The organism is Sphingobacterium shayense (assembly GCF_013179575.1).
Classification (GTDB): domain Bacteria; phylum Bacteroidota; class Bacteroidia; order Sphingobacteriales; family Sphingobacteriaceae; genus Sphingobacterium; species Sphingobacterium shayense.
This window is the reverse complement of record NZ_JABMCQ010000122.1, coordinates 1-12,903: the sequence shown is the minus strand read 5'-3', so window position 1 is coordinate 12,903 and position 12,903 is coordinate 1. Positions and strand designations below refer to the sequence as shown.

The window sequence follows — 12,903 nt, the reverse complement described above, 5'->3', positions numbered from 1 at the left end:
AAGAACTGCCTATATAACTGACTTTGCTTTTAGCATATACGCCTTGTACCAAACTATTATCAAAAATAACTTCTGGATACGTATCGGCAATTGCGGTGCTAGTCACACCAAAAGCCAGCCATGTGCATATAATATATTGGTAAATTAATTTCATATTAAAATCTTGATTCACGGCAAATCTAAGCAATTATTGAACCATTAGAGCGATGAGCGCTAAATTCGACAGTTCGTAAAAAAAATATTACGCAGATTTTTAGAATGTTATATATAGACCCATCAAAAAATTAAGAAATTATTTTAAGAATAGGATTTTCTCTCTATATTTGCATCACGTCAAGCGAAAGTAGCTCAGTTGGTAGAGCACAACCTTGCCAAGGTTGGGGTCGCGAGTTCGAATCTCGTCTTTCGCTCAGTTGCCTAGGTGGTGGAACTGGTAGACACGCAGGACTTAAAATCCTGTTCCCGTTAAGGGAGTGCGGGTTCGATTCCCGCCCTAGGTACGAAACCCTTGATAACAGATTGTTATTCAAGGGTTTTCTTTTTTATAAGGTAAAAGAATAAGAGAAATCTAAGTACACACTTTACGGATCATACCGAAAAGTTGGGGGGGCTAGATTTTTAAGCATATAATTTCATCACCCGATATAGGAAGAAAGTAGTGTCTCTAACACCTCGGAACACACTTCTAAAGGCTTTCAGTTTTGCATTGAAGGATTCGGCTGAAGCATTCGTACTACGATTATCGAAATAATGTAGGTTTTCCGGATGGTGTGCTGCAATGGATCTTGCCACACTTTCAAAAATTAGCACTGACGGGATGGTTATCCAAATATGCCCTTTAAAAAAATCCCGAATTCCGTAGTCATTCGAGCACCTTGGCGAACAAGATTCCAATCTCTGGTAATGATCTTTCCTGTATCTATTACCGTCCATCGCCTACGCCTGACATGAAGTGTAACTTTCTGACCACGAATAGGAAAATCACTAATCTCGGCTGAAGGCATAAAGCCTTTAGATTCTAATTTAATGTTTTCATATCCGGAGGGAACTATGTTTTTTTCATCAAGATGAATATGGAGTTGTTTATCTCTTTGAATAACTTCTATGATATCGAAATATTCTAACAGCCCTTCGGGCATCAATAGGGATAGTAATTTACGTTCAGCGTCTTGCAAGAGACATCTGTATTAAAGATGCTAAACTAAGAATTATTTAATATTCCCCCCAACTTTTCGGTATGATCCTTTACTTCTTCGTACTTTTCGAAGGTTTCAAAGAAGGTGTATTTCCTGGCGTGTTTTTATTATCACGCTGACGTTGATCCGGCTTACCTGTTGAAACCGCTGTACGCTTTGGTCCTGTTTTTAATCCCATAATAATTCAATTTAAAATATTAGTTCAATAATGCTTTTCTACGCTCCAGCTCAGCCTGAAGACGCTGGAATCATTCTTGATATACACGAGGTTCGTAGATCATTTGCTCTTTATTTTGTTTATTCACCCCTCCCCAATAACCAGTCGAGCTGGTCTCTGCTCCTTCATAGAGCGTGATTTTCACTTCGCAAACCTCGTTGTTAATTGCTTCGACAAACATCACTTTTGAAGTATTCGCATCTTTAGATGTACCGACTAGAAAACGTTGCATAGTGGCATTCTTGTTTTCAATACGCTTTGATCCATTGATTAATCCCGTTTCCTTATCTGCCCGATCAACGATATAACTCTCCGATTGCAGTAAACTGATAACTGATTTAAAAACTAAACCATTGTCGGACTCAAACTGCTTATTTAGTGCAAAAAGATAGTAAAAACATTGAATTTCAGGCAAATCTACCTTAATATGTAGCCAATAGAAAACATAACGCTTCTTGGATTGCCGACAAATCCTCTTGTATAGTCAAACCCTCCCAAGTAATAATAGGAATCAAATATATTATTCGCATTTACCGATAACCTAACCTTTTTTATATGGTAATAAACGGCCGCATTGATTACGGTATACGCAGGCCAACGATCCCATTCTTGGTTCCCTTTCGCATCTTCTCGGACGAAATTTTCCATCCTTCGCTCGGAAACATGGCTTAATCCTAAACCAAAGCCCAGACCTTTCAATGCGTAGTTAGGAATGACATATTTCCCCCAAAGGCCAGCAACATGCTTGGGCGCATTGGGAAGCATTTGTCCAGACTCCGCTTGCATTGACGAAGATTTAACTTTTGTATGGTTAAAGCTATAATTACCCGTTAGCTGCAACTCTCTGGTAATCTGCCCTCTAAAATCAAGCTCCATACCTTGCGAGAACACCTCGCCAGATTGTCTATAGATGGGAAAACCTGTCTCAGACATCGCGCCCGTACTCATTAACATATCTCGCCTGTTAATATGGAAAAACGAGAGCTCGGTTTGCAGCTGATTGCTAAAGAAACCCATTTTTAATCCCGACTCTATTTGATAGCTATTTTCGGCCTTAAAAGGCACCTCCGAACCATAGTTCCCGTGATTGTGTAAAAAATCCGCACCAACAGGGATGTAGCCCTGCGAGTAGCTAGCAAAATAATTCATCTGCTTATTGAGCTTATAAGTAATCCCTACTCTAGGCAACCAGCTGCTCTGTGAAGTACTATACGTATTTTTAAGATCTGCGCTACTTGAATTATAGCGTTCGTGCCGTAAACCGACGATAAGATGCCACTTTTCTCCAATAGTGATTTGATCTTGAAAATAAATTCCCAGAGATTTGTATGGATTCAAAAAAGGAAAACTTACCTGAGCAAGCCAAACATACGACGATGGATTTATTAGCTCGCTTGTTGGATTATCTAAGTCGACCGTTAATCGAACAGTATCTCCATTCAATATTCGGGTTCTAGCTTCCTTTTGAAGGTTGCCGCTATCTGGTCGGTATGTCGCATAATCCATCCCTAAAATCATGCGGTGATGCATACTACCCCCTTTTTGAGAATAAGACAAATAGGAAACTAGATTATCCGTATAATCTGTCATTTTCTTCTCAATAAATCGCATATTCATAATGGAGTTTACCGGAGGGTCAGTAAATGTATTTAATGTTCTAAACTCATTCAAATCTTCTCTGTAAACCGCCTTCATATAACTCGCATGAAAACTTAAGTTATCCGTTATTTTTTGAGATAACCGCGCTGAAAGTGTCATGAATTTAGACTTGAAAAAATCGCTCGATTGATTGACATTAAAACTTCTGGGTAGCCCGTAAAAATCATTTTGCCTAATACCAATTCCCCGGTCCAAAAAGCCATCAAAATTATCATAAACAAAATCAAGATCCAACTGTGTTCCCTGGAAGGGTTTGAACGTGAATGAAGGGGCTATTAAAATAGTTCTTCGATGGTTATTATCACGAAAGGTTTTCGCGTTCTCATAACCCGCATTGAACCTATACAATATTCTTTTGGCTGAATCTACCGGGCCGCCAAGATCAACCGTCGAGCGAAATGTTTGAAAACTACCAAATGAAAAATTAGCCGCCAATTGATGTGTTTCCAGAGGTTTCTTTGTTACCATATTTATAGTCCCCCCCGGCACAATATCACCAAACAAGGAAGCACCGGGACCTTTTAAGACCTCAATGGTTTCTAAATTCACCGTTAAGGGCGATCTAAAATAGCTCGTGCCGTAACCATAGGCAGAGCGCATGCCATTCACTAAACGCAAGCCTGAGTTGTACCCGCTCCTAAAACCTCTGATCGTAAAATCATCATAACTGGATGCTAAATTTACGCCCGCTAGATCTTGGGCCATATCGGTTATCAGAAAGGCCTGTTTATCTTCCATAAATTCTTTACTGACTAAAGAAACGGACTGCGGAAGATCCTTTAAGGTTCCTGTGAATTTTCCGCCCATTTCAACGCTATTGGTCAAATACGAATTATTCCGTCGTCCGGTAACTGTAATCTCACCAAGTTCATGCAAATTAGATTGCATAATAATACGCAGACCAGAATCTGAACTACGATCAGCGGTATCCAGCAGAATTTCTTTCGTTTTTAGACCTATCGCAGATAAGGTAAGCATGCTCGACCGTGATAAGTTTTCCGAAAATTCAAAAGCACCATTTCTGTCCGTTTTAACAGCAACTTTATGGAGATGGTTGTACACCGTCACGCCTTCAAGGTTTTTTCCAAAAGAGTTCAGGACATGCCCCCGTAGAAGTGCTTGCCCCAGTACATTAACACTTAAACAGAGATAGAGAAAACATACAAGGGAGACCTTTGCCCGCCCGCCGGTTCTAGTCAAGCCACGTATTAACCGTGCTTTAATCTGCATCGTTACTAAGATTCAGGCTCATATGTAGCGTAACGAAAGTGGATTCGATACACTTTCGATCTAATAAGTAGCCTTGTTTCAACCAGAATTCATATGCTCCTTTTAAAAATGGGTGGGTATGCAGATACATAACTTCAATTCCTTTTCTCAGGGCTATTTTCTTTAGCTCGTTAACCATTTTTGAACCCAATGCTATCCTTCTGTAGTCTGGCTCAATATAAAGTCTCGCTACCTCAACGATCTTCTCTTGTGGATAATTTAAATACCCAAACCTGTGGTTATATTCCATCATCCCTATGACGCCTACAATTTGACCACTTGCGTTCCTTGCCTGTAAAAATCCACCAAGCGGATTGCTCTTATAAGTTTCCATAAAATTCAGAATGTCCCTCGGAACGATCGTCTGATCAAGCATTGGAAATAGAATCTTTCTTACCCTTAAAACAAAATCTTTAATTTCTTCTACCTGGTCAGCTTGCACTTGGCTGATGAATATCTTATTGTCTTGCATTTGCTGCTATTTTGGGAATTATTAGATGGCCGGCACGGTGAGGTATAGCTTCTAAATCAACCTCGTAGGTATCCTCCAAAGCTTTAACCCGTTGTTCATTCGTGTTTCCTGTTAATTCGTCTAAGCCCGCCTCTTTCATCAGAAAAAATCTATCTCCATATAGTAAGGCTAGATTAGGGTCGTGCATAATACAGATGACCGTTGTCCCTTGTTTTACAAGACGCTTAATATGGTTCAATACGGCAACCTGATAATGCAGGTCAAGGTGGTTCGTCGGTTCATCAAGCAGTAGGACATCAGGTTCCTGCAATAACACCCTACATAATAAGATCAATTGCCGTTCTCCGCCAGACAGTGAGGTGTATGGTTTATGCTTTAAATGCTGTAAACTAAAGGCGGTTAATGTTTGTTCAGCCATCTTCCGATCGTGAGATGTGGGTGCAAACTTCGAAAAAGCCGCTCTGCCCGTTAATAAAACGTCCAAAACATCGAAAGGAAAAGTACTATGATGAAACTGAGACATAAACCCTATCCGCACCTTGGCATCTTTATGTGGTTTAATATCACTTCTTTCAACCCCATGGAAAAATACTTCTCCTTGATACTTTCGCTCAAGTCCGGAAAGGATATTGAATAGTGAAGATTTCCCAGAGCCATTCCTGCCTAGGATGATACTTAATTCCCCAGAACTAAATTTGACATTAACGTCCTTTAAAACCGACTGTCCAGGGAAGGAAAAGAAGAGCTTTTTTATTTCAACGAAATTATCCATTAGTTCCAATTTACAGCATTCTTGCGCATGAGATAAATAAATAATGGTGCACCCAGCAACATCGTGAATACCCCTACAGGGATTTCAAATGGCATTAATGTCCTCGATAAATCATCAATTAGCAACAAAAATGTTCCACCTATGCTCACGTTTGCAAAAACACCTATTTGATTGTTCGGCCCAAAAATGATACGTGTCACATGTGGAACAATAAGCCCGAAAAGACTGATCATGCCAACCGCAGCGACCGAAGCTGCCGTTATCATCGTTGCTAAACCGACCATCAGCAATTTCATACCTTTAGGATTCACTCCTACAGCCATCGATTCTTCGTCTCCAAGTGCCAAGAGGTTTAATCTCCATCGGTAAATGATAATTATCAAAATTCCTCCAACAATAGGCAGGGCCGAGGTGTTAACCTTTTCCCAGGAGGCCGTATGAAGATTACCCATCGTCCATTGAACAATCGCCTGCAATTTATAGGGATCGCTCAGATATTGAAGAACGGTTAAAAAAGCAGTAAACACACCCGAAATAATCATTCCAGAAAGCACCATCGTAATTAAAGTGGCTCGAGCCTTCGAATAACTAACCAAATAGGTGATCCCAACAGCAAGCACACCAAAAAGAAATGCAGATAATGTAATGGAAAAAAAGGATACAAGCATAGAAAGTGCAGCTCCAAAAGCAGCTCCCGAGGATATACCCAAAGAAAAGGGATCGACAATAGGGTTTCTAAAAATCGCCTGTAGCACCGCCCCGGAAACAGCCAATGCAGACCCAACCATAAATGTCAACAGTATTCTGGGTAACCGCACGTGCCACAAGATTGTAGCCATGTTCTCCTCTAAATCCACGTCCCTTCCCATAATCTCTTTTTGAAATAGCGCTGTAAAGTGTCCAAAAAGTTTCGATATACTTAACATACCTGTACTTCCCCAGGCAAGAGATAGCACAATAACAAACAAGGGAATAATAAAAAGCAGGACAACTTTAATTCGTTCTTTCATCGCTCCTATTGTTTTATTTGTTTTCCATAAAGCACGGCAAGAGAGTTTTGTACCTCCGCATTTGGATCATTTCCTTGCTCGGGATATGCCCAATAATGCAGTTGCTTGGCAAAAAGTAAAAACTTGAGCGTGTGGGGGTCAAAATTAAAGGTCGGTGTTAATTCGAATACCTGCTTATTCCTAACAGCAGGCAAAGCCGCTAGTTCCTTTAATTTATAAACATCATTAGGATCAGAGTTCCATAAAACAATCAAATCGGGATCCCACTGGTAGATCAATTCTGCCCCAATATTAGGTGCTTCCAACTCCAAAGGACATGCATTCTCTGCTCCGGAAGATTTAATAGCAAGGTCCATCAAACTTCCCTGTCCGGAAGTTGAAAAAATTCTGCCATTTGACCAACCATAATATACTTTCTTCTTTATTGCAGTAGGTTTTAGTTGCATCTTTAGCAGCTCTTCTTGAACATAATCAATTAATATTTCCGCCCTCTCTTCTTTTCCAAAAAGCCTGGAAACTTCTTTCAACTCATTGAAAATGCTTTCTTCGCCTTTACTTGAAACAGTGAATACCGGGACACCCAATTCCTCCAGCTGAGCAATAGTTTCTATATCAACTTCGTAGACAATTGCTAAATCGGGTTTTAATCCTACCACTGACTCCAAATTTGCTGACCTACCGCCAAATGTCGGTGTAGCAAGTGCTTTCTTTGCGATCCTTTCGTCTAATTGAGACAGCGCCGAATAGGTTGAAGAGTTCAGATATAGTTGTTCTGGAATCCCGACGATTTGTTTTCCCGCTTGGAGCATATAGAGTTGATCAACCATCGGGACAAATAAAACAACGGCCCGCTGAGCGACCTGGTTCAATGCTATAGTTTTTCCCCTGCTATCCTTGGCGACAATATTTCCACTTTTGCTTTCCTTAGATTCCGGATTACAGCTAGCGAAAAAAGCCAGCATAGCTATCATTATTGCTAATATCTTTAAAATTTTCATTCTCCCATTACATAAAATTGCCGAACGCCTTTAAAGCCATCTCAGGCAATAATTCCACCTCTTCTAACCGAACTTCATCTTTATATTTTCCCTGTAATGCCTGATATAACCGTGCATCATAAGATACTGCAATTTGATTTTCAGTTAGTTGGAAAATCGGCAGATGACGATTTCCCACGTCAAAACAAAATTTGCCAACTGTTCTTATATTTTCTGATTTAAGGACAATGCTCAAACATGGTTTTATAAGCACACGAACAGTTCGGTTATCATCTTGATAGATAATCTGCCCCTGATAATAAGTTACTTTTTCCGCTAGCTGGATATGGATGCTCTCGCCTAACTTTGAATATCTTTTGATCAATGTTTTATTTACTTCATACCACTCTAACTCCAAGAAATCTTGCAGATTATCTCTAGATGCTACTGAACGGTGTATCTCTTCAATTAAGATCATTATCCTACTTGAGCGATAGCTTTTTTCTCAACAACTTTTTCCTTCAACCACGCACACCAGAGATCCATACCCTCCCCGTTCAAACTACTAACTGACATCACATCTAAATTGGGGTTCACCTCCCATGCGTCCTTTGCCGCTGCATCGACCGAAAATGGCACATAGGGTAACAGGTCTGCTTTGGAAACTATCATCAGTTCGCTGGTTAAAAACATGCGTGGATATTTCTTTGGTTTATCATCACCCTCAGTTGCCGCCAAAACAGTAACTCTAAAGTCTTCACCAAGATCAAATGCGGCCGGGCAGACCAAATTACCGACATTCTCAATAAATAGTAAATCAACCCCTTCAAGGTCAATATGATCCAACGCTTGAAGGATCATCTGCGCTTCAATATGGCACATCCCTCCCGTCACAATCTGTAAGGCATTGATCCCTACCTCTCTCATCCGTAGTGCATCACGCTCTGTTTCAGGATCCCCTACAAGTACAGCAATGTTTAGATCCTTACCCAAACGTTTACCCGTTTCTTGCATCAAAGTTGTCTTTCCACTACCAGGCGAGGAACAGATATTTATCACACAGATATTAGGAATACGGTCACGAATAGCTTTGGCTACAAAGTCATTCGCCTTCAAAAGGTTCAACGAGGTGTTCTCACATTGCACGGAGCCAACTGGCATTTGATTACTTTTTGGTGTATGATTATTCATGATCTTTCTTATTAAATGTTACTTTACTAATTTTTAATTCTTCGCCCTGTATTATGTTATCAGAGGAGACACCGCATTCACAAACGAAACGATGGTATTTTACTTCAAAAGTATTATTACAGACAGCACAGTGCGCAATAATTGGAAGTATTGTGACTTCCAATTCAAGTTTTTTATATTCTTGAAATTCCTCAATGTAAGCTTCAAAAGCATTCTGAATGAGAACGGGTTGAATGTTACTCAATAGTCCTGCTTGAATCTCAATCTTGATTATATCTTTATATGTTTCAGGATAAGCCTGTTCCAAGGTTTGAAAAATATCCTTGACAATCGAAAGTTCGTGCATTATTCAACAATTTTTTCTTTCTTTTTAACGTGTTTGACGGATCTCACCTTACTGCTCGCGGAATTATGCTGGCGAGATTTTCCATCTTTTAACACAGCCTTCTCTTCTTGTTCAGTTGTCTGTATCTGTCTGCTTTCTGTAATCTTATGTCGAGAATATTCCCAACATAATTGACCAAGCATAAGCAAGAGATCGTATAGCAGCTCCCCCCTATTCCCCAAGGCTCGAAAGATTACCACATCATCAGCAGCTTGGGTAAAACCATAGGTTATGTCTATATAATCTTGCGTCATTATTTCATCCAGCTCAAGTTTTAACTCCTTTGCAAAAGAGCTGGAGAATAACAAAGTTGCCTGGTGCGTATATCCCTCGAAAAACAACATCTTTTGAATAGGTTGCTTTGCGGGACTCAAAAATTGATTGTCAATAAAAATCAACTTCCCCTCTCGAAAAATCCGCGTGACAGAATGTAACTGCGTGAAAACAAAAGATTCTTTCATATGCACCCTGCCCGAGCAAATGATATCGCCCCAGATCAAAACACCCTCTTTATCCAAGTGGATCTCATTCTTGGCTAAGAATATGGATTCCTTAAACGGCGTAATGGGATGAGGGATATATTGAAACAGTGCCTCTTTATCTACATGAACGACGGTTAACTGCTCTGCACCAGTTTTCATAGGGTGAACCTTATTAAAAGATTGCGTAAACAGCTTTAATTCCGCACCCGGTTTTGCATGGACATCAATCGTTAAGATATCGCCTTCCATGACTCCCGGCGATGCGCTCATAATGATCATCTCCAAATGCTCATGGAAGGTTGGCGATCCGTAATAAGTTAACTTATACGGCGCGCTATGGTAACTCTCCTTGAGGACGGTTTTATGCCCTTCGCGCTCCGCATTTAGTTTTATAGCACTATCCATAATTCCAATTATTAATTCTCTAAAAGAGCATATCTCCTAATCCAATTCTTTACATCTTCCAGCCCATCTAAGGTCATCATGTTGGTAAAAATAAAGGGCCGATCCCCGCGCATTTTTAACGTGTCCTTGCGCATCACCTCCAGGTCTGCATTAACGTAGGGCGCCAAATCGATTTTATTAATCAACAGCAAATCGGACCTGGTGATTCCTGGACCTCCTTTTCTTGGCATTTTTTCTCCTTCAGCAACATCAAGCACAAAGATCGTTACGTCCGCAAGATCGGGACTGAAGGTAGCTGTCAGATTATCGCCTCCACTTTCAACGAAAATGATTTCCGCATCAGGGAAGCGTTCTGCTAAATCCTCAACGGCTTCAATATTCATAGACGCATCCTCGCGGATGGCTGTATGGGGGCACCCACCAGTTTCTACACCCATTATGCGTTCTGCAGGTAGTGTAGAATTCTGTTGAAGATACATCGCATCTTCTTTAGTATATATATCATTGGTAACGACACAAATACTATATTCGCCAGACATTGATCTGGTTAACCGTTCGATTAATGCAGTTTTACCGGAACCAACAGGCCCTGCAACTCCAATTTTTACATAATTTCTTGTTGACATATTAACATATTTAAGAAATGTAGATTCTAGTATATAGTTTCTCGTGTTGCATACAGCGGATATCCTGAGCGACGCAACAATTCCCAATAAGATCTTCCTCTAGAGATGGCTGGCGCTCCACGAGTACATTAATCAAAGGCTGCAGCTTAAATAAGATCTGCTGGGCATCCATTTGACTAATGGGCACCAATTTGGCGCAATTGGTGACAATTCCATTTAAAGAATTATAATAGAACGCACTTAAGGCATCGTTATATTCAATTTTCTGCGCATGGGCATACATAGCAAAGGCCACAGCATAATGACCGTGCATCTCGCTGGACTGAATACTTTTCAAGTACGTCGTACATCTGGCAACGGGCTGTAATTTTTCAGTAAGCTTCAGAAATCTAATTCCCAGCTTCTTACTAGCATCTCTGATTTCATAAGGAGCCTTGTAAGCGGTGATTAGTGAATCAAGCTCCTGGACTTTCTTTTTTGTAGCCTTGGAATCACAGATTTCCCAAGTTTTGTGAAAAAATGCAGCGTCATTGTAGAAAAAACTATATTCTAACATTGACTTTGCATATTCTTTTGCCGTTTTACTGTCTTTGACTATCCCTTTTGAGATGTAAGTCTCCAACCCATAAGAATGCGTGAATCCCCCAATAGGGAATACCGAGTCATTGATTTGCATAAGGGTCAAAAGTGGGTTCATATCATTCCTCCTTAATTAGTACGATCTTGTTCTTTTTCTTAGCGTAATTGTGGATCATTAATACATCTGTCCGTTCGATTATCCGATTCTCAACCTGCGGATCAAAGCCCGCTCTTGAGAGCTGATTGAATAACGGGCTTTCAAGTGCCGTAATGATTTCATTGTTCGAATTAATAAATACGGGGACATGTTTATTGCCTATCTCAAAGCATACGATCGCCATTTCTTTTAAGCTTCGTGGTTTAAAGACAATACAAGAGCAAGGCAATATCTTCACAACAATACAAACGTCATCATCCGCATACAGAACATCCCCCTCAAGAAGTCCTTCAGAGCTAAAGTTCTTGAATCCAATCTCTCTACCTCCAACACTGTATTCCCGAATGACTCTTTTTGTCGTGTCAAACCATTCCAATTCCAAGAAGTCGATACACCTTGACCTTTGAGCATAGTCTGCACCATAGATATTGCCTTTTATAGCTCTTGCGACCACCATTTATTTAAAAAAGGAAATAACGTTGCGCCATAGGAACCACTTTCAACGGCTCACAAGTTGCCAATTCTCCATCTACTGTAACTTCATAGGTGTCAGGGTTTACAACAATATTTGGTGTTGCACTGTTGTGAACCATATCCTTTTTCATCACCGTACGGCAGTTCTTAACAGGTAAATTCGTACGCAAAAGATTTAATTTTTGCATGTTCCCATTATCGAGAGAAACCTGGGAAACGAAGTTTAAGCATACCTTGGGTAGCGCTTTACCGTAGCTCCCAAACATCGGTTTATATAACACCGGTTGTGGTGTGGGGATCGAACCATTTGCATCGCCCATTTTGGAGCTAAGGATCATACCTCCTTTAATGATCAATTCAGGTTTTACACCAAACATGCTCGTTTTCCATAATACCAAATCAGCATATTTGCCTTTTTCAATTGAACCAATGTAGCTATCGATTCCATGGGCCTTTGCCGGATTTATAGTATACTTGGCGATATAGCGTTTTACTCTGTAGTTATCGTGTCCTTTTCCTTTGTCCTCGTTCAACGCACCGCGCTGCACTTTCATTTTGTGTGCAGTTTGGAATGTTCTTGAAATAACTTCTCCAACACGTCCCATTGCTTGGCTATCTGAGCTCATGATCGAAAATACACCCATATCTTGGAAAATATCCTCAGCAGCCATAGTTTGCGGACGAATTCTTGAGTCGGCAAAAGCAACATCTTCCTTGATTTTTTTGTCCAAATGGTGAACTGCCATTAACATATCAAGGTGCTCATCTACTGTATTGACGGTAAATGGTTTTGTAGGATTGGTTGATGCCGGTAGGATATTTGGATACATCGCGATCTTGATAATATCCGGAGCGTGGCCTCCACCAGCACCTTCGGTGTGGAACGTATGGATAACCCGCCCATCAATTGCAGCGACAGTATCCTCCAAGAACCCTGCTTCATTCAAGGTATCCGTATGTATAGCTACTTGAACATCGTATTTATCGGCGACTTTCAAAGACGCATCGATGGTGGCAGGAGTCGCGCCCCAA

General features: G+C 40.5%; 17 protein-coding genes and 2 tRNA genes. 2 read left to right on the top strand and 17 right to left on the bottom strand.

What is annotated here, in order from left to right:
- Positions 1-337: 337 nt before the first annotated feature.
- Both HP439_RS13565 and HP439_RS13560 read left to right on the top strand, forming a co-directional pair.
- Positions 338-410: transfer RNA gene (locus HP439_RS13565), tRNA-Gly, on the top strand.
- A 5-nt stretch (positions 411-415) separates the two neighbouring features.
- A tRNA-Leu gene (locus HP439_RS13560) sits at positions 416-500 on the top strand.
- Between the two features lie 118 nt (positions 501-618).
- On the opposite strand, the gene HP439_RS19680 is transcribed toward HP439_RS13560, so the two are convergent.
- From HP439_RS19680 to HP439_RS13480, 17 genes are all read right to left on the bottom strand, one after another.
- The gene (locus HP439_RS19680; protein WP_343043549.1) at positions 619-792 is read right to left on the bottom strand and encodes a transposase; all 174 of its coding nucleotides are present in this window, start codon (positions 790-792) and stop codon (positions 619-621) included.
- 29 nt (positions 793-821) lie between these two features.
- A complete protein-coding gene (locus HP439_RS13550; RefSeq protein ID WP_172390883.1) occupies positions 822-1,175 on the bottom strand; it encodes an ISAon1 family transposase N-terminal region protein in 354 nt (117 codons plus the stop codon).
- Between the two features lie 70 nt (positions 1,176-1,245).
- On the bottom strand, positions 1,246-1,374 hold the full coding sequence (locus tag HP439_RS19630) for a hypothetical protein (protein WP_281358196.1): 129 nt from the start codon (positions 1,372-1,374) through the stop codon (positions 1,246-1,248).
- A gap of 70 nt (positions 1,375-1,444) precedes the next feature.
- Entirely contained in the window at positions 1,445-1,828 is a 384-nt protein-coding gene (locus HP439_RS13545; RefSeq protein WP_172390882.1) for a hypothetical protein, read from the bottom strand.
- 2 nt (positions 1,829-1,830) lie between these two features.
- Positions 1,831-4,302, bottom strand: a complete 2,472-nt coding sequence (locus tag HP439_RS13540; RefSeq protein WP_172390881.1) for a TonB-dependent siderophore receptor — start codon at positions 4,300-4,302, stop codon at positions 1,831-1,833.
- Positions 4,292-4,813, bottom strand: coding sequence for a GNAT family N-acetyltransferase (locus HP439_RS13535; RefSeq protein ID WP_172390880.1), 522 nt, complete (start codon positions 4,811-4,813; stop codon positions 4,292-4,294). The genes HP439_RS13540 and HP439_RS13535 overlap by 11 nt, the downstream gene beginning before the upstream one ends.
- Positions 4,800-5,585, bottom strand: a complete 786-nt coding sequence (locus HP439_RS13530) for an ABC transporter ATP-binding protein (protein WP_172390879.1) — start codon at positions 5,583-5,585, stop codon at positions 4,800-4,802. The genes HP439_RS13535 and HP439_RS13530 overlap by 14 nt, the downstream gene beginning before the upstream one ends.
- Positions 5,585-6,595, bottom strand: coding sequence for a FecCD family ABC transporter permease (locus tag HP439_RS13525; protein WP_172390877.1), 1,011 nt, complete (start codon positions 6,593-6,595; stop codon positions 5,585-5,587). Before HP439_RS13525 ends, HP439_RS13530 begins: the two co-directional genes overlap by 1 nt.
- A 5-nt stretch (positions 6,596-6,600) precedes the next feature.
- Positions 6,601-7,593, bottom strand: a complete 993-nt coding sequence (locus tag HP439_RS13520) for an ABC transporter substrate-binding protein (RefSeq protein ID WP_216657846.1) — start codon at positions 7,591-7,593, stop codon at positions 6,601-6,603.
- 7 nt (positions 7,594-7,600) lie between these two features.
- Positions 7,601-8,050, bottom strand: coding sequence for an urease accessory protein UreE (locus tag HP439_RS13515; protein WP_172390876.1), 450 nt, complete (start codon positions 8,048-8,050; stop codon positions 7,601-7,603).
- A complete protein-coding gene (gene hypB, locus HP439_RS13510; protein ID WP_172390875.1) occupies positions 8,050-8,763 on the bottom strand; it encodes a hydrogenase nickel incorporation protein HypB in 714 nt (237 codons plus the stop codon). The genes HP439_RS13515 and hypB overlap by 1 nt, the downstream gene beginning before the upstream one ends.
- Positions 8,756-9,109 (bottom strand): hydrogenase maturation nickel metallochaperone HypA/HybF, encoded by a 354-nt coding sequence (locus HP439_RS13505; RefSeq protein WP_172390874.1) that lies wholly within the window; start codon positions 9,107-9,109, stop codon positions 8,756-8,758. Before HP439_RS13505 ends, hypB begins: the two co-directional genes overlap by 8 nt.
- Positions 9,109-10,035, bottom strand: coding sequence for an urease accessory protein UreD (locus HP439_RS13500; RefSeq protein ID WP_172390873.1), 927 nt, complete (start codon positions 10,033-10,035; stop codon positions 9,109-9,111). Before HP439_RS13500 ends, HP439_RS13505 begins: the two co-directional genes overlap by 1 nt.
- Positions 10,036-10,046: 11 nt before the next feature.
- Positions 10,047-10,661: an urease accessory protein UreG gene (gene ureG / locus HP439_RS13495; RefSeq protein ID WP_172390871.1), complete on the bottom strand. Its 615-nt coding sequence runs from the start codon at positions 10,659-10,661 to the stop codon at positions 10,047-10,049.
- Positions 10,662-10,671: 10 nt separating this feature from the next.
- Positions 10,672-11,358 (bottom strand): urease accessory protein UreF, encoded by a 687-nt coding sequence (locus HP439_RS13490; RefSeq protein WP_172390870.1) that lies wholly within the window; start codon positions 11,356-11,358, stop codon positions 10,672-10,674.
- Between the two features lies 1 nt (position 11,359).
- Positions 11,360-11,854 carry an urease accessory protein UreE gene (locus HP439_RS13485; RefSeq protein WP_172390869.1) on the bottom strand — a complete coding sequence of 165 codons (495 nt, stop codon included), beginning with the start codon at positions 11,852-11,854 and terminating at the stop codon, positions 11,360-11,362.
- A gap of 4 nt (positions 11,855-11,858) precedes the next feature.
- Positions 11,859-12,903: urease subunit alpha (locus tag HP439_RS13480; RefSeq protein WP_172390868.1), on the bottom strand; the 1,045-nt coding region annotated here is incomplete at its 5' end.